The sequence below is a fragment of the Rhodopseudomonas infernalis genome (assembly GCF_022271405.1).
Lineage (GTDB): Bacteria > Pseudomonadota > Alphaproteobacteria > Rhizobiales > Xanthobacteraceae > Rhodopseudomonas > Rhodopseudomonas infernalis.
This window is the reverse complement of the sequence record NZ_JAJNAL010000002.1, coordinates 152,352-174,372: the sequence shown is the minus strand read 5'-3', so window position 1 is coordinate 174,372 and position 22,021 is coordinate 152,352. Positions and strand designations below refer to the sequence as shown.

At 66.0% G+C, this 22,021-nt stretch carries 17 protein-coding genes and 1 tRNA gene; 11 read left to right on the top strand and 7 right to left on the bottom strand.

The window, feature by feature from the left end; all coding sequences use genetic code 11:
- Positions 1-36: 36 nt before the first annotated feature.
- The 3 genes from LPW26_RS02505 to LPW26_RS02495 all read left to right on the top strand — a co-directional run bounded on the left by LPW26_RS02505 (position 37) and on the right by LPW26_RS02495 (position 3,436).
- Positions 37-816 carry an SDR family NAD(P)-dependent oxidoreductase gene (locus tag LPW26_RS02505; protein ID WP_238732663.1) on the top strand — a complete coding sequence of 260 codons (780 nt, stop codon included), beginning with the start codon at positions 37-39 and terminating at the stop codon, positions 814-816.
- A 30-nt stretch (positions 817-846) separates the two neighbouring features.
- A complete protein-coding gene (locus LPW26_RS02500; RefSeq protein ID WP_238732662.1) occupies positions 847-1,791 on the top strand; it encodes an alpha/beta hydrolase in 945 nt (314 codons plus the stop codon).
- Positions 1,792-2,080: 289 nt separating this feature from the next.
- Complete coding sequence (locus LPW26_RS02495; RefSeq protein ID WP_238732660.1) at positions 2,081-3,436, top strand: agarase; 1,356 nt, start codon at positions 2,081-2,083, stop codon at positions 3,434-3,436.
- On the opposite strand, the gene LPW26_RS02490 is transcribed toward LPW26_RS02495, so the two are convergent.
- Positions 3,437-4,375, bottom strand: a complete 939-nt coding sequence (locus LPW26_RS02490) for a GlxA family transcriptional regulator (RefSeq protein ID WP_238732658.1) — start codon at positions 4,373-4,375, stop codon at positions 3,437-3,439.
- Positions 4,376-4,484: 109 nt separating this feature from the next.
- Between LPW26_RS02490 and LPW26_RS02485 the strand changes: the two genes are divergently transcribed.
- A complete protein-coding gene (locus tag LPW26_RS02485; protein ID WP_238732657.1) occupies positions 4,485-5,189 on the top strand; it encodes a DJ-1/PfpI family protein in 705 nt (234 codons plus the stop codon).
- Positions 5,190-5,231: 42 nt separating this feature from the next.
- Here LPW26_RS02485 and LPW26_RS02480 read toward each other — a convergent pair whose 3' ends face one another.
- A complete protein-coding gene (locus LPW26_RS02480) occupies positions 5,232-5,642 on the bottom strand; it encodes an NADH:ubiquinone oxidoreductase subunit NDUFA12 (protein ID WP_238732656.1) in 411 nt (136 codons plus the stop codon).
- 224 nt (positions 5,643-5,866) lie between these two features.
- Here LPW26_RS02480 and LPW26_RS02475 point away from each other — a divergent pair, with 224 nt between their 5' ends.
- Positions 5,867-6,529 carry a BA14K family protein gene (locus LPW26_RS02475; protein WP_238732655.1) on the top strand — a complete coding sequence of 221 codons (663 nt, stop codon included), beginning with the start codon at positions 5,867-5,869 and terminating at the stop codon, positions 6,527-6,529.
- Positions 6,530-6,584: 55 nt separating this feature from the next.
- Here LPW26_RS02475 and LPW26_RS02470 read toward each other — a convergent pair whose 3' ends face one another.
- On the bottom strand, positions 6,585-7,484 hold the full coding sequence (locus LPW26_RS02470) for a DMT family transporter (RefSeq protein ID WP_238732654.1): 900 nt from the start codon (positions 7,482-7,484) through the stop codon (positions 6,585-6,587).
- 262 nt (positions 7,485-7,746) lie between these two features.
- On the opposite strand from LPW26_RS02470, the gene LPW26_RS02465 reads away from it, so the two are divergent.
- Entirely contained in the window at positions 7,747-9,993 is a 2,247-nt protein-coding gene (locus LPW26_RS02465; RefSeq protein WP_238732653.1) for a lytic transglycosylase domain-containing protein, read from the top strand.
- A gap of 324 nt (positions 9,994-10,317) precedes the next feature.
- On the opposite strand, the gene LPW26_RS02460 is transcribed toward LPW26_RS02465, so the two are convergent.
- Positions 10,318-11,766, bottom strand: a complete 1,449-nt coding sequence (locus tag LPW26_RS02460; RefSeq protein ID WP_238732652.1) for a porin — start codon at positions 11,764-11,766, stop codon at positions 10,318-10,320.
- Positions 11,767-12,456: 690 nt separating this feature from the next.
- Here LPW26_RS02460 and LPW26_RS02455 point away from each other — a divergent pair.
- Positions 12,457-12,550 (top strand) — tRNA-Ser (locus tag LPW26_RS02455).
- Positions 12,551-12,987: 437 nt separating this feature from the next.
- On the opposite strand, the gene LPW26_RS02450 is transcribed toward LPW26_RS02455, so the two are convergent.
- Positions 12,988-14,220, bottom strand: coding sequence for a benzoate/H(+) symporter BenE family transporter (locus LPW26_RS02450; protein WP_238732651.1), 1,233 nt, complete (start codon positions 14,218-14,220; stop codon positions 12,988-12,990).
- Positions 14,221-14,327: 107 nt separating this feature from the next.
- Here LPW26_RS02450 and pdxR point away from each other — a divergent pair, with 107 nt between their 5' ends.
- The gene (pdxR, locus tag LPW26_RS02445) at positions 14,328-15,818 is read left to right on the top strand and encodes a MocR-like pyridoxine biosynthesis transcription factor PdxR (RefSeq protein WP_238732650.1); all 1,491 of its coding nucleotides are present in this window, start codon (positions 14,328-14,330) and stop codon (positions 15,816-15,818) included.
- An 84-nt stretch (positions 15,819-15,902) separates the two neighbouring features.
- Here pdxR and LPW26_RS02440 read toward each other — a convergent pair whose 3' ends face one another.
- Positions 15,903-16,658 (bottom strand): AraC family transcriptional regulator, encoded by a 756-nt coding sequence (locus LPW26_RS02440; protein WP_238732649.1) that lies wholly within the window; start codon positions 16,656-16,658, stop codon positions 15,903-15,905.
- A 308-nt stretch (positions 16,659-16,966) separates the two neighbouring features.
- Between LPW26_RS02440 and leuA the strand changes: the two genes are divergently transcribed.
- Positions 16,967-18,640 carry a 2-isopropylmalate synthase gene (gene leuA, locus LPW26_RS02435; RefSeq protein WP_238732648.1) on the top strand — a complete coding sequence of 558 codons (1,674 nt, stop codon included), beginning with the start codon at positions 16,967-16,969 and terminating at the stop codon, positions 18,638-18,640.
- Between the two features lie 38 nt (positions 18,641-18,678).
- On the opposite strand, the gene LPW26_RS02430 is transcribed toward leuA, so the two are convergent.
- Positions 18,679-19,605, bottom strand: coding sequence for an alpha/beta hydrolase family protein (locus LPW26_RS02430; RefSeq protein WP_238732647.1), 927 nt, complete (start codon positions 19,603-19,605; stop codon positions 18,679-18,681).
- Positions 19,606-19,667: 62 nt separating this feature from the next.
- On the opposite strand from LPW26_RS02430, the gene LPW26_RS02425 reads away from it, so the two are divergent.
- Positions 19,668-20,240 (top strand): TetR/AcrR family transcriptional regulator, encoded by a 573-nt coding sequence (locus LPW26_RS02425; protein ID WP_238732646.1) that lies wholly within the window; start codon positions 19,668-19,670, stop codon positions 20,238-20,240.
- A 148-nt stretch (positions 20,241-20,388) separates the two neighbouring features.
- On the top strand, positions 20,389-22,017 hold the full coding sequence (locus LPW26_RS02420; RefSeq protein ID WP_238732645.1) for an inorganic phosphate transporter: 1,629 nt from the start codon (positions 20,389-20,391) through the stop codon (positions 22,015-22,017).
- The last annotated feature ends 4 nt before the right edge of the window (positions 22,018-22,021 follow it).

The window sequence follows — 22,021 nt, the reverse complement described above, 5'->3', positions numbered from 1 at the left end:
TCCGGAGCGAACCGGAAGGAACCGGGGAGATACAGGATGACTGACAGAATACGGCTGGACGGCAAGGTGGCGCTCGTCACCGGCGCCGCGGGCGTGATCGGCCGCGCCACCATTACGCTACTCGCCGCACGCGGCGCCCGCATCGTCGCGGTGGACCGCGATGCCGACGCACTGCGAGAGGCGATCGCCGCCCTGCCCGCCTCGGCTCAGGCGCTGGCCCTGACCTCCGACGTCACGCAGGAAGATCAGGTCGCCGGCTACGTCCGCGACACGCTCGCGCACTGCGGACGGATCGACGTGTTCTACAACAACGCCGGCATCGAAGGTGACATCAAGCCGATCGTGCAGACCTCGCTCGACGCGTTCCGCCGCGTGCTCGACGTCAACGTCGTCGGCGTGTTCCTAGGCCTGAAGCACGTGCTGCCGGTGATGCTGCAGCAGCGCGCCGGCAGTATCATCAACACCGCGTCGGTCGCCGGCTTGATCGGCTCGAGCGACATCATCGCCTACACGGCCAGCAAGCACGCCGTGATCGGCATGACCAAGACCGCGGCGCTGGAATGCGGCGACAGCGGCGTGCGCGTGAACTGCGTCTGCCCCGGCATGATCGACAGCCGGATGCTGAGCGCGATCGTCGAAGGCCGCAATCCCGGCCCCACGCCGGTGCCGAAAGAGCGCGTCGTCGACCGCATCCCGATGCGCCGGCTCGGCGGGGCCGACGAAGTCGCTCCGATCGTCGCGTTCCTGGCGTCGGACGATTCGAGCTACGTGTCGGGCTCGGCCTACACGGTCGACGGCGGCCGCGTCGCGAGCTGATTGTTTTCCATCTCACGGGTAACTCACACCATGCCAGCCAAACTCGATCCAGACGCTGCAGCCGTCTACAAAGCATTCCAGGACGCCGGACGCCCGGCCTATGAAGACCTCAGTGCCGACGAAGCCCGCGCCTACTATCTGGCGGCCCGCGTCGTCAGCAATCCCGAGCCGCGCGAACTCGCCTCGGTGCAGTCGGTCGCGATCCCCGGTCCGGCGGGCGACATCCCCGCTCGGATCTACACGCCGAAAACACTCCGCCAGGACAACGGGCTCGCACCCGCGCTGGTGTTCTTCCACGGCGGCGGCTGGGTGATCGGCAATCTCGACACCCACGACGTGGTGTGCCGCGCGATCGCCGACGAGGGCCAGCTGATCGTCATCTCGGTCGACTACCGGCTCGCGCCCGAGCACAAATTCCCCGCCGCGGTCGACGACGCGATCGCCGCGACGCGTTGGATCGCCGACAACGCACGCAAGCTCGGCATCGACGCCGAAGAGATCAGCGTCGGCGGCGACAGCGCCGGCGGCAATCTCGCCGCCGTGGTGGCGATCGACGCGCGTGACCATGGTGGGCCGATGCTGGCAGGTCAGGTTCTGATCTATCCGGCGACCGACTTCGCGATGAGCCATCCGTCGCACAGCGAGCCGGAAACCAGCGTGCTGCTGACGCATTCCGTCATCAGGTGGTTTCGCGATCACTATCTCGGCGGCAGCCATGACGCCGAGGACTGGCGCGCCTCGCCGGCCCGCGTCGAAACCCTCGCCGGCCTGCCGCCGGCTTTCGTCATCACCGCCGGCGCCGATCCGCTGCGCGACGAAGGCGACGAATATGCCCGCCGCCTCGAAGACGCCGGCGTGCCCGTCAAGCACCGCACCTATCCGGGGCAATTCCACGGCTTCTTCACCATGGGCAAGCTGCTGCAACAGGCCAATGTTGCAGTCAGCGAGATCGGTGATTGGCTGAAAGCTCTGTAGGCCAGCGCGCGATACGGACACGGCCGTCATCCTGAGCGGCTCGCGCTAATACAAGGCGCGAGCGGAGCGAGCCTCGAAGGATGGGCCGCACGCACGGCAGCCGTGTCCGTATCCTTCGAGTCTCGCCCTGCGGGCGAGCGCCTCACGATGACGGCGCGGCACGAGAACGAAGAGGCTCGGCGAGTTGCCTGCTATCGGCAATTGACCGGCGTCAACGCCGACGCGTCGGAAAGGCGCAAGGAGCACTCTCTCTGCCATGAGGGAAGCTCGCATTGCGCGGGCTGATGCAATGACCTGCATATCTCGCACCCGCTGGGGCGGCCTCGCCACCTGCACGGCCAAAGCGACCGGCTTCTTCCGCGTGGCCCGGATCGACGGCGTGTGGTGGTTCATCGATCCGGACGGCGGCCGCTTTCTGTCCAAGGGCGTGGTCTCGGTGCAGCTCGACCACGACAACATCAAGGACAGCGAACGACGGCCATATCGCGAAGCCTGCCTTCGCAGATACGGCAGTCGTGATGCCTGGCGGCAGTCGGCCGCGGATCGACTGCACGGCTGGGGCTTCAACACGGTCGGGGCGTGGTCCGAGCCGGAGGTCGCCCGCGCCGGCGCTGCGCCCCTCGCCTCCGCGGCCGGCGTGCTCTATCTCGCTGCAGCCTATGGCGAAGGCCGCGGCTGGCCGCAATCCGATCTGTTCGATCCGGCGTTCGAGCGCTTCGCACAGCAGCGCACGCAACAGATCTGCGGGCCGGTGCGCGACGACGCCAGCGTGCTCGGCTGGTTCATCGACAACGAGTTGCCATGGGGGCCGGACTGGCGCGGCGAGAACGAGCTGCTGCCCGGCATTCTGCGCGACACCGCTGCACCCTACACGCGCCGCGCCGCGGTGGCGCTGCTGCGCGAGCGCTACAAGGATATCACGGCGTTCAACGAGGCGTGGCTGAGCGCCATGACCTCGTGGGAGCAACTGGCCAGCCAGCCGGTGTCTCCGCCGCCGTTCAATCGCAACTTCTTCACGCACGATCACATCCAGGAGCGCGATGTCCTGCGGGCGCGGTACTTCGCCGATTGCGACGCCTTTGCCGGGCTGCTGGCCGAGCGTTACTTCGCGGTGAGCGCCGCGGCGATCCGCGCGGCGGCTCCGCATCATCTGGTGCTCGGCAGCCGCTTCGCCTATGTGCCGCCGCCGCAAGTGATCGCCGCCGCCGGCCGGCATTGCGACGTCATCAGCATCAATTGCTACGATGCACTGCCCGGCGCCACGATCGAGGCCTATGCGGCGACCGGACGGCCGTGCCTGATCGGCGAGTTCTCGTTCCGCGGCGACGATGCCGGTCTGCCGAATACGCACGGCGCAGGCCCGCGTGTCGAAACCCAGGCCGACCGCGCCGCCGGCTTCGCGCGCTATGTCGGCGCCGGGCTGCGGCATCCAAATCTGGTCGGTTATCACTGGTTTCTGCACGCCGATCAGCCCGCGGAGGGCCGCTGGGACGGCGAAGACTCCAACTACGGCGTCGTCACCATCAACGACGACGTCTATCCGGAGCTGACCGAGGCGATGCGCGTCGTCAACGACGACGCCGAATGGCTGCATGAAGCCGCCGGCTCCACCGCCCGACGCATCGCCACGGCGCCGGCAGCCTGATCACGCCGCCCGCGCGGCTCGCCGCACCGCCTGCGGCGGCTGGCCGAATGCGCGGAGAAAGGCGCGACGCATCCGCTCCGTGTCGCCGAAACCGGTTGCCTCGGCGACGCGCTCGATCGCTTCCCCGGTGGTTTGGACCCGCGTCCGCGCAGCCTCGAGCCGCAGCCGCTCGACCGCCTTCGCCGGCGTCGCACCGGTCTCGGCGATGAAGGCGCGGCTGAAATGCCTCGCGCTCATGCCCGCCTGGTCGGCCAGCCGTTCGACGGTGAGATGTTCGTCCAGATGCTCGCGTACCCAGCTCAGTAACGTCGCGAACCGCCCCGACGGCGTCTGCAGCTCCAGCAGCGACGAGAACTGCGACTGCCCGCCCGAACGGCGCTGCGCTAGTACGAGTTGCCGAGCGGTGTCGCGCGCGACCGCGTCGGACGTCTCATCGGCGATGATGGCCAACGCCAGGTCGATGCCGGCGGTGATGCCCGCCGAGGTCCAGACGTCGCCGTCGCGGACGAAGATGCGATCGGGCTCGAGCCGCACCTGCGGATAGCGCTTCAGAAAATCGCGCGTGCGGCCCCAATGCGTCGTTGCGCGCCGGCCATCGAGCAGCCCGGCTTCGGCGAGCAGATAGGCGCCCGAACAGACGCTGGCGATGCGGCAGCCGCGCGCCGCCGCGGCGCGCAGGAAGGCGAGCGTCCGCGGACAGCGCGCCGCATCGCGCACGCCATCGCCGCCCGCGATCATCAGCGTGCGCATGCCGCGATCGTGGCGGAGACCGCGTGCCATCATCTCCACGCCCGACGAACTCCGCACCGGCCCCGGCACCGCGCTGAGGATCCTGACCGGCTCGGGCGCAGCGACGTAGCGCCCCGCGATCTCGAAGGCCGCGATCGGCCCCGCCGCGTCGAGCAGTTGAAAGCCGGGATAGATCAAGACGCCGATCATGCCGCCTCGGCCGATGTCTTAAATCGAGGGTTATTGGTCATTTCGGACAATAGCCGAGCATGCCAGGATCGTCGCGTCAAGAACGTCGCGTCAGCCCGAGGAGGTTTCGATGAGCGCCATTCAGATCGGTTTGCTGCTGTTTCCCAAACTCACCCAGCTCGACCTCACAGGCCCGCTGCAAGTGTTCTCGCGCGTGCCCGGAGCGAGCGTGCATCTTGTCGCCAAGACGCTCCATCCGGTCACCAGCGACACGGTGCTGTCGCTGCCACCGACGGTGGACTTCGCGGCGTGTCCACAGCTCGACGTCATCTGCGTCCCCGGCGGCGTCGGCGCCGACGACCTGATCAATGACCAGGACACGCTCGCTTTCCTGCGCCGACAGGCACCGGCCGCGCGCTACATCACTTCGGTGTGCACAGGAGCGTTGGTGCTGGGCGCCGCCGGACTGCTGCAGGGCTATCGCGCAACGACGCACTGGTCGGCGATCGACGATCTCGCCTCGTTCGATGCGATCCCCGATCGCAGCCGCGTCTGCATCGATCGCAACCGGATCACCGGCGGCGGCGTCACGGCGGGGATCGATTTCGCGCTGACCCTGGCGGAACTGCTGGCTGACCGCCCCACCGCGCAGGCCATTCAACTGATGCTGGAGTACAACCCGGCGCCGCCGTTCAATGCCGGCTCGCCCGACACTGCGCCCGAAGACGTGGTCGCCATGCTCCGCTCGCGGATGCAGGGCGCACGGCAAAGCCGCAGCGAAGCGATCGCCCGCGCAGCTGCGCGGCTCGAGGCGGAAACAGAAACGGCGGCCTGAGCCGCCGTCAACGCCGATCAGATAAGTTGTGAGTCCGGAGCCTCAGCTCCCGGGCGTCCAGGGTTGATAGTCGCCGGTCGCCTTCGGCCGGCGGCCTCCCGCCAGCGTAGAGCCCGACGGGCGATACGCATAGGGCGTGCCGGTCAGATTGGGATGATGCGGCTTCTCCCACTCCCGGGCCTGATACGTCTCTTCGGTCGGCGGCACATCGACGATGTGATGCATCCAGGCGTGCCATTCCGGCGGAATGCGGGTCGCCTCGGCATAGCCATTGTACAGCACCCAGCGCCGCTCGAAACCGAGCGTCGGGTCGATCTTGCCACCCTTGGTGCGGAAATAACGATTGCCGGTCCCGTCGGTGCCGACCAGTTCGCCGAACCGCCAGGTCCAGAGTTGGGTGCCGAACGTAAAGCCCGACCACCAGGTAAAAATCCGCAGCAGAAACAGTTTCATGAGCGCATCCATGGGCGGCGACAAGGTCCCTGATTGCCACCCGCGGAGGTGATTGTCCAGCCACTGCGAACGGTTTCGAACGCCATCGGCTGGTTCCACCCTGCTTCGTCCCTATATCCTGGCGACAATCCGCCACCGGAACGCTCCGGGAACGACCGCGCATGACGCGTGTTGTGGCTGCGACAGTGTTTCGACCACCAATTCCCCCATCGATGGAGCCGAGAATGATCAATCTCAAAACTTTGACCGCTGTGGCCGCGTTGGCCATCGCGATGCCGCTGGCGTCCGCCGGCATGGTCCACGCCCAGGGCAGCATGGGTGGCGGCGGCGGCGGAGGGGGCGGTGGTGGCGGTGGAGGTGGCGGCGGTATGGCCGGCGGCTCGATCGGTGGCGGCGGCGGCGCCAGCATGGGCGGCGGCGGCATGCGTGGCGGCGGTGGTCCGGCAATGGGCGGCGGCGGTCCGCGGATGGGTGGCGGCGCCGGCATGGGCGCTGGGCCGCGTGGTCCGAGCATGGCGGGCGGCGGAATGCGCAATCCGGGCTTCTCCGGCGTTCCGAACCCGGGCTTCCGTGGCGGCAACGTCTCCGGCTATCGCGGCGGCTACGCGGGCGGCTATCGTGGCGGCTGGCATGGCCATCGCCATTGGCGCGGTGGCGGCTATTGGCCGGGTGCCTACGCCGGAGCGTTCATCGGCGGCATTGGGTCTTCTTACTACTACAATGACCCGTATGCGTACGATTACGGCTATTACGACGAGCCGACGGTTGCGGTCGTGCCCGGCGGCGGGGATCGCGACGACGCGTACTGCTCGCAGCGCTTCAAGTCGTACAACCCCGCTACGGGCACTTACCTCGGTTACGACGGCAAGCGGCACCCCTGCCCGTAAGACCGACGACGCAACGATCAACGGCGCCCTCGCGGGCGCCGTTTTTGTTTTGGGACTACGACCGCAAGGCTACCGCGACGCTGCCGAGCGTCACTGCCAGCGCGACGATTTCGCGCAGTCCCAGCGGCTCGTGCAACATCGCCGCGGCCGCCAATACGCCCACCACCGGCACCAGCAGCGTGCCAATCGACGCCGTCGCCGCCGGCAATCGCTCGAGCGCAGCGAACCAACACACGTAGCAGACGCAGAACTGCACCAGAGTCATGTAGATCATCGACGCCCAGCCGGTCGTCGACAGCGCGGCAACGTCCGCACTCTCGAAGATCACCCCCGCGAGCGCGACCGGCACACAGCCGAGCGCGATCTGCCACGCCGCCAGCGACAGCGGCGGCAGCGCCAGCGGAAAATGCTTGGTCAGCACCGTCCCCAGCGCCACGCAGATGGCGCCCGCGAGCGCACACAGAATGCCGGGCAGCTTGTCGACACTGGCGGAAAAGCCGCCGCCGCCGATCAGCACGGCGATGCCGCCGAGCGCCACCAGCAATGCGACAGCGCGCGTCACCGACAACCGTTCTCCCAGCACCGGCCACGCCACCAGCGCGACCCAGAGCGGGATCGAGATGCCGAGCACCGCCGCATCGCTGGCGCGCAGCCAGAGCAGCGCCAGTCCCATAAATCCGACCCAGCCGCCGATGGTGAGCATCGAAACCAGGATCAGGCGCGACCACATGCCGGGCGACACCCGCAGCGTTTGCCCCCTCCCCCACGCGACGAGCCCAAGCGCGATCGCACCGACGATGCCCGACAGCCCACGCGAGGTCAGCGGCGGCCACTCCGTTAGCAGGTGCTTCATGATCGGGAAGTTCAGACCCCAGCCGACCGAGGTGATCACCAGGAACAGCAGTCCGAGCGGCGAGATCCGGCCCCGCGCGGCCGCATCGTGAGCAGTGGTCATCTTGGCGTCGCCCCCGGCTTTTTCGACACGATGGCCGAAAAACCACCCCTGAGCCACCCGAAACGACCGCGGCCTGAAAGCGAGCCATATCGTCGCGCGGCGCGGCTGCGTCACACAGCAGTGAGCCAAACGGCCGTGTTTCCGCCCTGCTGATCGGATGTAACGCGATCGTTCGTACGTTTCGGGACAGCCCAATTTGTTCACTTGTGCCGAAGATACTGACAGACTCAGGCGAATCGCCCGCTAACCGGGAACATCTCGATTGCGTGATCAACGACACATCAAAAGCTGGACGGCGCTCGCCCTGCGCGCCTCGACTGCGACGCTGGCGCTGAGCCTCGGACTCGGCGGATTCACCGCCGAGTTGCTGGCGGCGCCGAAGTCCGTGCCGCTGCCGAAGCCGCGGCCGATCTCGCGCAGTGTTGTGCCGAAGACCGCCCCCGCCAACCCGGCGACGGTCGGGTCGATCCCGAAGCCGGCGGCGCGGCTCGCCAATGCTGCGCCCACCGCGCCGGCGATCGAGCCTTCCCGGCAGCCGGGGACCCCGCCGATCGTCACGCGCAAGCCGGCGACGCGCTCCGCCGTCGCGGCGACCGCGCAGACTTCACAGGCCGATGCCCAGGCGCTCAAAACCGTGCTCGAGCAGGTGCGCAAGCGCAAGGCGTCGGACGCCACGCAGGTCGCGGACACCATCTCGGATCCGGTGGCGCGCAAGCTCGCCGAGTGGATCATCCTTCGGGCGGAGTACAACGGCGTCAGCGTCGAGCGCTATCGCGAATTCACCCGCGCCAATCCAAGCTGGCCGTCGCAGACCTTCTTCCGCCGCCGCGCAGAAGCGGCGCTGTGGGACGACAAGCGCGACGACAGCGCCGTGCTTGCTTACTTCGAGGGTGAGACGCCGCTCTCGGCAAAGGGCAAGCTGGCGCTGGCGCGTGCGATGCTGGCGCGCGGCGATCGTCGCACCGCCGAGCAGATCATCCGCGACGCCTGGCGTAACGACACGATGTCCGCCGCCAACGAGACGACCGCGATCGAAATGTTCGGCGCGCTGCTGACGCCCGGCGATCACAAGGCGCGGATGGACGCGTTCCTATACGGTAACGACAACGATCCCGGGCTGCGCGCCGCGAAGCGACTGGGCGCGGCGCAATACGCGCTTGGCCGGGCGCGGCTCGCCGTCGACAACAAGTCGCCGCAAGGCAAGGCGCTACTCGATGCCGTGCCGTCCGAACTCCACAGCGATCCCGGCTACATGTTCGCGCGGATCCAGACGCTGCGCCGCGACGAGAAGATCGCCGAAGCCGGCCGGCTGATGCTCACCGTGCCGCGCGATCCGAACCGGCTGTATAATCTCGACGAATGGTGGATCGAGCGCCGGCTGCTGGCGCGCAAGCTGATCGATATCGGTGACTACCGGCTCGCTTACCTGGTCGCGCGTAACGCCGCGACACCGAGCAGAGAAGTCTACAAGACCGAGCAAGAATTCACCGCCGGCTGGATCGCGCTGCGGTTTCTCAACGATCCCGCCACCGCCGCGCAGCACTTCGCGCGCATCGGCACCGACACGACCAACCCGACCGCATTGGCGCGCGCCGGTTACTGGCAAGGCCGAGCCGCCGAGGCCCTCGGCCGCACGCAGGACGCCCGTGCCGCCTATTCGGCGGCCGCCGCGCAATCCACCAGCTATTACGGTCAGCTCGCGCGCGCCAAGCTCGGCCTGCCGCATCTCGATCTCAACGGCCAGCCGTCGAGCCAGGGCCGCGGCGTCGAGCGCCTTGAGGTCGTGCGCGCGGTGCAGCTGCTGTACGCGATCGGCGAAGGCGACGTCGCGATCCCGATCTATGCCGATGTCGGCGACAATGGCGATGTCGATGCCCTGCTCGGCCTGTCCGAACTCGCCGCGCGCAACAATGACGGACGCGCGTTGCTCCTGGTCGGCAAGGCGGCGCTGAACCGTGGCCTGCCCTTCGATCACTACGCCTATCCGATGACAGGAATTCCGCAGTTCCGGTCGGTCGGCCCGGAGATCGAACGCGCCATCGTTTATGCGATCGCCCGGCAGGAAAGCGGCTTCAATCCCGCCGTCGTCTCGCCGGCGCAGGCCTATGGCCTGATGCAGGTGACGTCGCCTGCGGCCCAATATGTCTGTCGCCGCCACGGCTGCAGCTACGATCTGAAGCGCCTGAAGACCGATTCTGTCTACAACGTCGCGCTCGGCGCCGCCGAACTGGGCGGGCTGCTCGACGATTATCGCGGCTCCTACATCATGACGTTCGCCGCGTACAATGCCGGCCGCGGCAGCGTGCGGAAATGGGTCGAGCGCTACGGCGATCCGCGCGATCCCAAGGTCGACGCGGTGGACTGGGTCGAACTGATTCCGTTTTCCGAAACCCGCAACTACGTGCAGCGGATCATGGAGAACCTGCAGGTCTATCGCTCGCGATTCGGCGGCGGCAGTCGCCTGCAGATCGACGCAGACCTCCGGCGCGGCGCCGAGAGAGTCGAGTAACGCCGCGATCCCGAGGCTAGGCGCTTCATCGATTGATTGAAACGACGCCGCCACCTTTGGTGCGGACTCGTCATGCTGAGGTGCGCGCGTAGCGCGCCTCGAAACATGCGGTCCGCGGTGTTTGCGGCTCATCCTTCGAGGCGCGCGTAGCCACGCGCAGCTGGGCCCAGCGGGCACCTCGAGACGACGGCGGCAATTCGATCAAAAGCAGAACTGCTCGAGCAGGATCCGTTCCCTGTCTCGCCGTTGCAACGGCCCATAACGAAAAACCCCGGCGGTTGCCCGCCGGGGTTTCGCAGAACGTTCCTTGCGGAACGATCAGGCTTAGAACACGCGCTGAACGCGGAGGTTGCCGCTCCAAACGCCCTGGTCCTTGAGCTCGTAGGCAGCAGCCGGCTTCGCAATCGCGGCGTTCGCCGGGATGGCGAGAGCGCCCGCGTTGCTCTGGTCGAGGTAGGTGTACATCACTTCGCCCGAGAAGGTCAGGTTCTTGACCGGGGTCCAGCGGGTGACGGTACCAACCTGCGCAATGCGGAAGTCGGGGTTGCAGGTGAAGCCCACAGCGGTGCCGCAGATCAGAGCAGTCGCGGTGCCGTTGTAGTCGATCGAGGTGTAGGCGCCGAACAGCGAGGTCGACCAGTAGGGGTTCCAGTTGTGGTTGAACGCACCACGGACGCCCCAGGCAGTGGTCTTCTCGATGCCAGTGCCGTTCAGGTTGTTGGTGCCGTTGAACACGCCGTCAGCCGAGGCACCGAACGCGATGCTCTGGTAAGCACCACCGCTGTTGCCGAAGATGGCGAACGAGTTGCCGGTCACGCCGCCCAGCACGTAACGGGTCGCGCCGTTCGAGTAGCTGGCCGTGAAGTTGATGCTGTCGCCGGGGCCGGTCGGCAGGTTCTTGAGCGAGATGGCGCCCTGCACCGCGTAGCCCCAGGTGTCGCTCGGGTGGCCCGAGGTCTCGAGAGTGGGGGTGTAGTAGCTGGCGCGAACCTGGTGAGCGGCGGCCGACACCTGGAAGAGGCCCCAAGCCTGGTCGACGCGGATCTGACCGACGATGTCGGGGATCTGCGTGCCGGCGTAGGAGTTGGTGCCGAGCAGGCCCTGCGAGTAGCCGAGGGTCGAGATCGTCGCAGTGTTGTACAGCGCCGACTGCAGGTAGGACGACTGATCTTCGAGCGAGATCGCGGCCGACACGCCGTTGCCGAACTGCGCGGTGTACGACACCTGGTTGATGCCGGTCACGTCGTCGTAACCGCCGAGCAGGAACGAGGTGTTGTTGCCCGGGTAACCGGTCCAGGGCGTATCGAACTGCGACACGGCCTTACCGAAGGTGAAGCCCGCGAACTGGATGAACGCGTAGTAGACGCCGAGCGAGCCGCTGGCGATCGCGTCACCAGTGGTCCAGTTGAAGGTCGCATCGAAGTAGGTGCGGACCACGCCGTATTCGGTCGCGGTGCGGGTGTCGATGTTGATGTCCTGACGCGAACGGAAGATGGTGTTGTTCGCGAGGCGGTTCTTGGCACCAGCGTTACCGTTCCAGGCCGGCGAGTTATAGGCGCCCGAACCGAAGAAGGTCGCGTCGGCGCGCAGATAGCCACCGAGCTTGATGCAGGTGTCGGTGCCCGGGATGTAGTAGAAGCCGGCGCCGTAGATCGAGCAAACCTTCACGTATTCGACCGCTTTGGCCTTCAACGGAAGATCGGCCGCCTGTGCACCGCTCATCGCGACCAGAGCCGCCGCGGAGCCGAGGAAAAGGCCCTTAACCATGTTCATGTAAACCTCCAAGTTTGCTCTCTAGGGAAGGTTCCTTCCGCAGGATGCACATGGCACCCGCAGGGTGGTTCCTTTGTCCCAATCAAACCCGCCTAGCCGCTTCGCGCCTTCGGACACACCCGCTGAACGCGAGGGACTTAAGCGAACCACCTATACGGGACGACCTCGGGATGCCCCCCTCCGTCGCGGTCAGGAGAATTACCTAAGCGTGATGCACACGCAACAAAGGAACGCCTCGGAAGCGCTGCAGTACCGCCGTTTTCAGGGGGGTGTTGCACAAATAACACTACGCGATCGATTTGGAACCTGCGCAAGCCTCTGAATATATGAGAGAAAATCACGCGGTCGCGCAGCGCGATGCCGCGATCCACAAAGATGCCACGGCTTCACCGACCGCTCGAAGCGGGCCGATTTTGGAGCGAATCTCAACCGGAGCGCGGCGAATCCTCTGAGAATCGAGTCCTCGAGAACCGGATGGAACCGGGCTCCGACGGGAATATGGCGCCATTGTGCACCAACGCATGCCGGTCGAGGTTCCATCGCCGGTGGCGTGGCTCCGACTGCATACTGCGTCGAGAACGGAGAAAACTGGACGAGTTGGGTAAAACTGGCGCTCGATCCGGAAGTCTCGGTTATCGGGCGCGAATCCCGCTTGCGGCTCGCGAGCGCGTCGGGCATATCGGGCCAGCTGGAGACGTGGCCGAGTGGCTGAAGGCGGCGGTTTGCTAAACCGTTATAGGGTTGTAAAGCCCTATCGAGGGTTCGAATCCCTCCGTCTCCGCCAGCCTCGCCGATCGCACGCTATCGCGCGATGATCTCCGAGATGACGAATCGGTCACCGCCAAAAGCTGTATGGGCGTCCACGTCCAACGCGGACGTCGCAAACGACGCGCCCACCAGTCCCGGCCTCCCGGATCAGTAAGGCCAGCGACATTCGCCCCCCTCTCCGCCGAAGCTGAGCCGAGCGCGATGCGCGAGCGCCAGCTCGTGCACTTCAGCGATTGATGGAAGCAGTCCGGCCTTTCCAGACGCACTGACTCCTCATCCTAAGGAGCCCGGCGAAGCCGGGCGTCTCGAAGGATGGGGCCACACAGTGCCGGTGGCGCATGGTTCGAGACGGCGCTGCGCGCCTCCTCGCCGTGAGGTTTTACGCCTTGCTGCGCATCGAAGCCCGATTCCACCTCAAGCAGAACGGCTCTGACCTCCGTCGCTTTCGGTCGGTCACTCGGCCGCGCCCCCGCTGATCGCGGATTCGATCCGCCGTTTGCGCGGCAACCGCCCGTTCAACACCATGTAGGCGACAAGGCCGATCACCAGCCCCCAGAATGCCCCGCCGACACCAAGCATCTTGATGTTCGCGGCCGAGGCGAGGAACGTGATGAGCGCCGCTTCACGCGATGCCGGGTCGGCCATGGCGCCGGCGAGGCTTCCGCCGATGGTGCCGAGCAGCGCCAGGCCCGCCAGCGTGGTGATGAACGTCGCCGGGAGCGCCATGAACACCGCTGCGAGAGTCACACCGAACACACCGACCAGCACATAGAAGCAGCCCGCCGCGATGCCCGCGATCCAGCGCTTGGACGGGTCCTCATGGGCTTCCCGGCCTGTGGCAATGGCGGCTGTGATGGCGGCGATGTTGAACGCATGCGAGCCGAAAGGCGCCATGACGAGTGAGCCAAGGCCGGTGACGGTCACAATCGGGTTGGCGCTCGTCCTGAAGCCGTCATTCCGAAGCACCAGCATGCCCGGCATATACTGGCCGGTCAGCGTGATCAGGAACAAAGGCAGCGCGACGCTCAAGGTGGCGTTCAGCGTGAACTCCGGCATCGTGAAGGCCGGCATGGCGAGCTTCAATTGCAGGCCGGACAGATCGACGCGATCCTGCACGAGCAGAAACAGCAGACCGAGTACCAATATGCCGACCACCGCATATCGCGCCGAAATACGCTTGAGCAGCACATAGGCAACGATCAGCAGGCCGACAAGAACAGGGTCGACGCTGGCGCCGCCAAACGCTCCGATCCCGAATTGCAGCAATATGCCTGCGAGCAGACCCGAGGCGATACCAGGCGGGATCAGCCGGATGACTTTCTCGAAATATCCCGAAAGCCCGAGCAGAACGAAAGCGACGGCAGAGATGATGTAGGCCCCCACCGCTTCCGCATAAGGCGTGGTGGCAAGTGCCGTGACAAGGAAAGCCGCCGCTGGGGTCGACCAGGCCGTGATGATCGGCTCGCGATAACGCCAGCTCAAGAACAGACCGGTCAGACCGACACCGATCGAGACCGACCAAACCCAGGACGCCGTCAATTCCGGGCTGAGGCCCGCGACCCGAGCGGCCTGAAACACAAGAATGAACGTCCCGCCATAGTTGACGATGACGGAGATCAGGCCCGCGACGATGGGGTGAGTGAGATCATTCAATCGAATGGATGATGACGATGGGCTGGACGACATGGTTCGAGAGGTCTCCCGAGACAGGCACGATGCTGCAACACGGCTTGACAGCTAGCCGATCAATGGCCTGATATTCCCTGCCAATTGTCTCCAGCTGTGCAGACCATTTGTTCAAGCACTCCCAACTCGAATCCGTGAAGGCTTGGCTCGCCCACCCCGCGCATGCGGCGATGCCGCTGCATGCGCGGATCCAGCGGGCGATCCGGCAACTGATCCTCGACGGCGCACTCGGCCCAGGAAAGCCACTCCCCGCCTCGCGCGCGCTTGCGTCCTCGCTGGGTGTTTCGCGTGACACGATCGAGTCCGCCTACGCGCAGCTTCACGCTGAAGGTTTCATCGAGCGGCGTGTCGGCAGCGGCAGCTTCGTGGCGGAGATGACCGAGTTCGCACCCGGCCTTCGGCGCTCGAAGCGCGGTGCACTCCTGCGCAACCCGGCACCGAATCTTGGCAAGCGTGGCGACGCGATATTCCGGAGCGGCGGCGTGCGTGAAATGCTGATGCCGCGCCCGTTCGCGCCTGGCGTGCCGGAGACGCGCAGCTTTCCACTCCCGCTATGGGAGCGCCTGCAACGGCAGGTGCTCAAGGAAGTCGGCACGCAGGCGCTCCTTCATGGCGATCCTCAAGGTGCAGAGCCGCTACGCCGGGCAATAGCGGATTATGTAAATCTCGAACGCGGCGCGCGGGCCACCGCCGACCGCGTCGTGGTGCTCACCAGCTCGCAACAGGCGATGACGCTCTGCGCGACTATGCTGCTCGATCCCGGCGAGAGGATATTCATCGAAGACCCCGCTTACTACGGCGCGCGCAAGGCGTTCGACGCAGCGGGACTGGAATGCGTGCCGGTTCGTGTCGATCGGCAGGGCATTGTCGTCGAGTCGATCATCAATGATCCTCGTCGCGCGAAAGCTGCCTGTCTTACGCCATCCCACCAGTTTCCGACCGGCGTGACGCTGACGCTGGATCGTCGTTTGGCGCTGATCGAATGGGCAGCCCGGAATCAGGCGTGGATCATCGAGGATGATTACGACAGCGAATTCCATTATGCCGGAAAGCCCACCGCCTGCGTGCAGGGTCTCGATCCTCATGATCGGACCATTTACATCGGCACCTTCACCAAATCCCTGTTTCCGGGCTTGCGGCTCGGTTATGTCGTGCTGCCGCCGCAACTGGTGAAACCGATGACGGTCGCGCGCACGCTGCTCGACGGCCACACCGCATCCATCGCGCAATTGACGCTGGCGCGGTTCATGGAGGGCGGGCATTTCGGGGCGCATGTCCGCACCATGCGCGGGATCTATGCCGAAAGACTTGATGTGCTGGCGGGCCTCGTTCGCAAGCACCTTTGCGAATTCGTCGAGCCGCGCGTTCCTATCGGCGGTCTGCAAATGCCCTGCGTGCTGACTTGCGATATCCCCGAGCGCGCTGCCATCGACTGCGCACGCCGCGTCGGCGTTGAACTGCTGGGACTATCTGAGCTTCATGCCGCTGGTGACGGCAAGGCCGGCTTCCTGATGGGCTTTGCCGCCTATACGCCAGCGGAGCTTGCGAGTGCTGTCAAAAAGCTGGCGAACGCGCTGCAGACGGCGAGAGGTGAGTGACCGGGTCGATTGAACTTATCACCTGGATGCTTAAGCATCGCAGGGCGCTGCTTACTCAATGCCGGAGCCAATTCAGCTTGCCGGTTAAGGTTCAGGGAGAAAATAGGTGCTCGGGCTACGACCGAGGGTGCGGCGGAAGGCGGCTGAAAAAGCGCTGGGACTGTCGTAGCCACAGCCGAACGCCACATCGACGATGCTCTCGCCTTCGGCCAGCAATACCAGCGCATGCTGCATCCGAGCCTGCTGTCGCCACCGGCCGAAGCTCATGCCGGTCTCACGCTGAAACAGCCGCATGAAGCTGGCGCGGCTCATGTGAAGCAGGCTGGCAGCCTCTTCGACAGCCATATCCCGCGCCAAGTCCTTGCGGATGGTCTCGCACAGCGCAGCCAATCCCGCGTGCCTGGGGAGCGGCAGTCCGAGCGCCTGCGTCGGCAGAAACGACAACTCCATCATCAGCACGCGGCTGACCGCTTCCGCCATGTCCTTCCGATCGCCCCGATCGGCGAGCGCGGCGAGCTTGAGGATCAGTTCCCGTAGCAGCGGCGTGACTTCGACGACGCGGCACGTGTCAGGAAGCCCCGGCGTGCCGGCCGCCTCGATCAGCAGAGAACGAAACCTCACGCCTGCATGGCTGGCCGTGGCGTGTTCCAGATGGGCCGGCAGCCAAACCGCACGGCTTGGCGGAACGACCCAGGTCCCATCCGCGGTCGTCACCGACAGCACGCCGCTCTTGGCATAGAGCAACTGAGCCCTGTCGTGCCGGTGCCATGGGCTCGCGTAGCGCGGGCCGTCCTGCACGATCACCGCAATCGTGTCGGTGACGGCCAAGCCCTGCTTCATCAATTGATCCTTTCGCGACGATATTTGAGCCTGCCGCGAGAGAATATCATATCCGATGGCGATAGCGTCGGTTCATTCCACAGCAGCAGGTCCGCCCGTGTTCGCTCCCCTTCACCCCGTCTTTCAGTCTGGTCCGACGCCGCTGGCGGCTCGGATTGCTGCGTTCGGGGCCGGAGCCAGCGTCCCTGCCCTTACGCAAGCGCTGTCCGTTGCACACCGACTTATCGGCGGCCGTCGGGGCTGAGGGCGTCCGGCGGCCGTGCACGCAGCCCGCCGACGACTCCTTCTCCATGCAACGGAACTCCGCCATGCTGACCGATCCCGCGATCAAGTATCGCCCCTTTATCTCTCCCATCGACCTGCCCGACCGCATCTGGCCCTCGCGGCAGCTCGCGAAAGCGCCGCGCTGGCTGTCGACAGATTTGCGCGACGGCAATCAGTCGCTCGCTCATCCGATGGATGTCGAGCGTAAGTTGCGCTTCTACGACATGCTGGTCGGCTGCGGCTTCAAGGAGATCGAGGTCGCGTTTCCTTCCGCCTCGCAGACCGACTTCGATTTCGTGCGGGCGCTGATCGAGGCTGGGCGCATCCCTGACGATGTGACGATCCAGGTGCTGACCCAATCGCGCGCCGATCTGATCACCAGGACCTTCGAGTCGCTGTCCGGCGCGAAGCAGGCCATCGTCCACCTCTACAACGCGACCGCGCCGTTGTTCCGGCGCGTCGTGTTCGGGATGGAGCGACGCGAGATCGTCAGTCTGGCGGTCAGCGGCGTGACGGCCATGCTCGAGGAAAGCCTGAAGCGACCAGAGACCGCGTGGACGTTCGAGTACTCGCCCGAGACGTTCTCCTTCACCGAACCGGACTTCGCCTTGGAGATCTGCGAGCGCGTGCTGGATGTCTGGCAGCCGACGCCCGAGCGACCGGTGATCCTGAACCTGCCGGCGACCGTGGAAGTGGCGATGCCGAACGTCTATGCCGACCAGATCGAATGGTTCTGCCGCTCGATCTCCCGGCGCGACGCTGTGGTGATCAGCGTGCATCCGCACAACGACCGGGGCACCGCCGTCGCCGCGATCGAGCAGGCCCTGCTGGCCGGCGCCGATCGCGTCGAGGGCTGCCTGTTCGGCAATGGCGAGCGCACCGGCAATGTCGATCTCGTCACCCTGGCGCTGAACCTCTACACTCAGGGGATCGATCCGAAGCTCACCTTCCCGAAGATGCGCGAGGTGGTGAAGACGGTCGAATATTGCAACGGCCTGGCCGTGCATCCGCGCCACCCGTATGCGGGCGAACTCGTTCACACCGCCTTTTCGGGGTCGCATCAGGACGCGATCAAGAAGGGGTTTGCCGCCCATGCCCGCCGCAACGACGGCATCTGGGAAATGCCCTACCTGCCGATCGATCCGGCCGACATCGGCGAGAGCTACGAGGCGGTGATCCGCGTCAACAGCCAGTCCGGCAAGGGCGGCGTCGCCTGGGTGATCGAGCAGGACAAAGGGTTGAAGCTGCCACGGGCCATGCAGGTCGATCTGAGCCGGCGCATCCAGCGGCTCGCGGACGACAGCAGCCGCGAGCTGACGGCCGAAGATATCTGGACCGAGTTCGTCAGCGCCTATCATCTCGACCAGACCGACCGCTTCGAACTGGTCGACTATGAAGGCGGCTTGCGCCGGCACGCCGGCGCGGAGCGGATCTTCGCGGGTCGCCTGCGCCATCGCGGACAGGAAGTATCCATCACCGGGCGCGGCAACGGCCTGGTCTCGGCGATCCTCGCCGCGCTGGACGAGAGCTTCGGCATCTCGCTCAGCGTCGTGGACTATCAGGAACATGCGCTGCGGCGCGGGACTGACGCACAGGCTGCCGCCTATCTGCAGTGCGTCCGGCCCGACGGCGGGGAAGTGTTCGGCGTCGGCATCGACGGCGACGTCGCGACCGCCACGGTGAAAGCTGTCCTGAGCGCGGCCAGCGCGGTGGCCTGAGCAATGCCGGTCGCGCTGCTCGCGTTCGCTGCGCTTATTTAGACCAAGCGAGCGATGACGCGGTCCGGCCACGGATTGGCGCCATCGCGCAGCCAGCGCAGCGAGTCGCCCCAGAAGTCGGCGGCGTGGCTGTCGTGGAACAGGCTGAAATGGCCGATGCTCTCGCGGCCATAGTCGGCGGGCCGCAGCATCACTGCGGTTCGCTCGGCACCTTTATAATAATGCAGCGCGCGGCGGATCGCCGGCGCGGTGCCGAACTCGTCATCGGCCACCGCGACCGCGAGGATCGGAGACCTCACAGCCGCCATCCGCGCGAGCACGGCACGCCGCTCGCCGCGCGGATGGCTGCGCTCGAAGCGCGGACCGCGAAAGCTCCATTCATGAGCCACGCCGGCCGGCAGATCCTCCAGCCAGCCGAGCCGCCGGCCGGGGAAATAGCCGAACGCGGCCGTCAGCGCCGGCATCGCGACATGCCATTTCAGGAACAGGCCCGCCCTGCGATGCGCCACATAGTCCGGCCACCACGCATATTGGGCACCGACGGTGAGCAGCCGGTCGATGCCGGCCGCATTCTCGGCGAGCCCCGGCAGAAACCCACCGATGCTGTGGCCGACGACAACGACGGGACCGCCGCGCGCTTCGCCGCGTGCGAACCGCAGCGCCGCCGCGAAATCGAATTCGCCCCAATGCCGCCAGCGATAGCCGCAACCCCGCATGCGCGCCGGCCGTGACGCGCCGATGCCGCGATAGTCGTAGGTGAGCACGTCGAAGCCCTGCGCGGCAAGGAAGCCGGCGTAGCGATGATAGTAGCGTGCTAGGACGCCGGTGGCGGCATTGACGATCGCTATGCCGATCGGATCGTGCCTCCCCGTCCGAAACAGATGGCCGCCAAGGACGACGCCGTCGCTGCACAGGATCTCGACTGGGCGGATGTCGGCGGAGAGGTCGAGCGCGGACGGGTTCATGCCGCCGACGATAGAGCGCGCGCCGCGTTGTGTATATTCACTGGTCGGTATACCTAGGAGACATGAGCAAGGCCCCCGCCTCTCCCACCCGCGACCGCATCGTCGAGGCCGCCGGAAAGCTGTTTCATCGCGACGGCATTCGCGCCGTCAGCGTCGACGCGGTGGCGGCAAAGGCCGGCCTGACCAAGCGCACGATCTATTATCACTTCCGCAGCAAGGACGACCTGATCGCCGCGTATCTGCAGACCCGCGATCAGCCCAACGTGGCGATCTTCCAGCGCTGGTTCGCCGAGGCCACAGGCGACACCGCCGACAAGGTGCAGGCGATCTTCCGCCACCTCGCTGAGAACGCCCGCCATCCGCGATGGAAAGGCTGCGGCTTCCTGCGGACCTCGGTCGAGCTGATGAATCTCCCCGGCCATCCGGCGATCCAGGCCGGCCGCGCGCATAAGAAGCGCACCGAGGACTGGCTTTGCACGATCTTCGCGGAAGACCGCGCCGAGCAAGACGCCCGCGCGCTGGCGCGGCAGACCGTGCTGCTGATCGACGGCGCCTTCTCGGTCGTACTGCTCAACCGCGACCCGAGCTATATGGACAGCGCCGGCGAAGCCGCCGCCCACCTGATCCGCGCCTAGCGAATACACCACGATCGGAACGAGGCCCGCCCGACACCGGTTGGGCGCGCGCCGTTCAAAGCGCGAAATCGTCCATTTTGTCGCAGGCGTCATCGCGCCGTTATGTCGACTGATCAAGATTGGTCCCACGAGTAGTCGAGGGGCTTCAATGACCGACTTCACCATCAATCAATCCATCGATACGGCCGGCCCGATCCAGCCGGCCGGCCGGCCCAATCTGGACAAAGGGTTCAACCCGTTGACGATGATCCTGTTTGTCGGGGTCCTCGCTGCCGGCCTGCTGTACGTCGCCTATAGTATTTATGTCGATGTGCAGGCCACCGGCCTCCGTGTCACCAGCTATGTGCCCTACCTGTTGCTGCTGGTCGCGTTGCTGATCGCGCTCGGGTTCGAATTCGTCAACGGCTTCCACGACACCGCCAATGCGGTCGCGACGGTGATCTACACCCATTCCCTGCCGGCCGAAGTCGCCGTGGTCTGGTCGGGCTTCTTCAATTTCTTCGGCGTGCTGATGTCGACCGGCGCGGTGGCGTTCGGAATCGTCTCGCTGCTGCCGGTCGAACTGATCCTCCAGGTCGGCTCCAGCGCCGGCTTCGCGATGGTGTTCGCCCTGCTGATCGCGGCGATCCTGTGGAATCTCGGCACCTGGTATTTCGGACTGCCTGCGTCGAGCTCGCACACGCTGATCGGCTCGATCATCGGCGTCGGCGTCGCCAACGCGCTGCTGCGCGGCCGCGACGGCACGTCTGGCGTCGATTGGGGCAAGGCCACCGAGATCGGCTACGCGCTGCTGCTGTCGCCGCTGGTCGGCTTCGTCTGCGCCGCAGCACTGCTGCTGCTGCTCAAGCTGGTGGTGCGCAACAAGGCGCTCTACACCGCGCCGGAAGGCAACAAGCCGCCGCCGCTGTGGATCCGCGGCCTGCTGATCCTGACCTGCACCGGCGTCAGCTTCGCCCACGGCTCCAATGACGGCCAGAAGGGCATGGGCCTGATCATGCTGATCCTGATCGGCACCGTGCCGACCGCCTATGCGCTGAACCGCGCGCTGCCGGATTCGCAGGTCGCGCAGTTCGAGCGGACCTCGTCCGCAGCGTCGGCTGTGATCGCCGCCAAGGGCGCCGGTCACAGCATCATCGGCGATCCGCGGCCCGCGGTGACGCAATACGTCTCGCAGCACCACATTAGCGAAGGCACCTACCCGTCGCTGGCGGTGCTGGTGAAGGACATCGGCGATCAGGTGCAACGCTACGGCTCGCTCAGCAAGGTGCCGGCCGAAGCCGTCGGCAACACCCGCAACGACATGTATCTCGCCTCGGAGGCGATCCGCTTCCTGATGAAGGACAAGGAGAACGACCTGAGCAAGGACGAGGTCGCCACGCTCAACGCCTACAAGGGCTCGCTCGACAGCGCGACCAAGTTCATCCCGACCTGGGTGAAGATCGCGGTGGCGATCGCGCTCGGCCTCGGCACCATGATCGGCTGGAAGCGCATCGTCATCACCGTCGGCGAGAAGATCGGCAAGTCGCATTTGACCTACGCTCAGGGCGCCTCTGCCGAGCTCGTCGCGGCGACGACGATCGGCGCCGCCGACATGTTCGGGTTGCCGGTGTCGACCACCCACGTGCTGTCATCGGGCGTCGCCGGCACGATGGCGGCGAACGGCTCCGGGCTGCAGATGGCGACGATCCGCAATCTGCTGATGGCCTGGGTGCTGACACTGCCGGCCGCAATCCTGCTGTCGGGAACGCTGTACGTGCTGTTCTCTCGGGTGCTCTGAGCCG

Bases quoted from the DNA above. Each gene is read 5' to 3' on its own strand.
- LPW26_RS02505 (WP_238732663.1), top strand. From the start codon at position 37: ATGACTGACAGAATACGGCTGGACGGCAAGGTGGCGCTCGTCACCGGC.
- LPW26_RS02500 (WP_238732662.1), top strand. From the start codon at position 847: ATGCCAGCCAAACTCGATCCAGACGCTGCAGCCGTCTACAAAGCATTC.
- LPW26_RS02495 (WP_238732660.1), top strand. From the start codon at position 2,081: ATGACCTGCATATCTCGCACCCGCTGGGGCGGCCTCGCCACCTGCACG.
- LPW26_RS02490 (WP_238732658.1), bottom strand. From the start codon at position 4,375: ATGATCGGCGTCTTGATCTATCCCGGCTTTCAACTGCTCGACGCGGCG.
- LPW26_RS02485 (WP_238732657.1), top strand. From the start codon at position 4,485: ATGAGCGCCATTCAGATCGGTTTGCTGCTGTTTCCCAAACTCACCCAG.
- LPW26_RS02480 (WP_238732656.1), bottom strand. From the start codon at position 5,642: ATGAAACTGTTTCTGCTGCGGATTTTTACCTGGTGGTCGGGCTTTACG.
- LPW26_RS02475 (WP_238732655.1), top strand. From the start codon at position 5,867: ATGATCAATCTCAAAACTTTGACCGCTGTGGCCGCGTTGGCCATCGCG.
- LPW26_RS02470 (WP_238732654.1), bottom strand. From the start codon at position 7,484: ATGACCACTGCTCACGATGCGGCCGCGCGGGGCCGGATCTCGCCGCTC.
- LPW26_RS02460 (WP_238732652.1), bottom strand. From the start codon at position 11,766: ATGAACATGGTTAAGGGCCTTTTCCTCGGCTCCGCGGCGGCTCTGGTC.
- LPW26_RS02450 (WP_238732651.1), bottom strand. From the start codon at position 14,220: ATGTCGTCCAGCCCATCGTCATCATCCATTCGATTGAATGATCTCACT.
- LPW26_RS02440 (WP_238732649.1), bottom strand. From the start codon at position 16,658: ATGAAGCAGGGCTTGGCCGTCACCGACACGATTGCGGTGATCGTGCAG.
- leuA (WP_238732648.1), top strand. From the start codon at position 16,967: ATGCTGACCGATCCCGCGATCAAGTATCGCCCCTTTATCTCTCCCATC.
- LPW26_RS02430 (WP_238732647.1), bottom strand. From the start codon at position 19,605: ATGAACCCGTCCGCGCTCGACCTCTCCGCCGACATCCGCCCAGTCGAG.
- LPW26_RS02425 (WP_238732646.1), top strand. From the start codon at position 19,668: ATGAGCAAGGCCCCCGCCTCTCCCACCCGCGACCGCATCGTCGAGGCC.
- LPW26_RS02420 (WP_238732645.1), top strand. From the start codon at position 20,389: ATGACCGACTTCACCATCAATCAATCCATCGATACGGCCGGCCCGATC.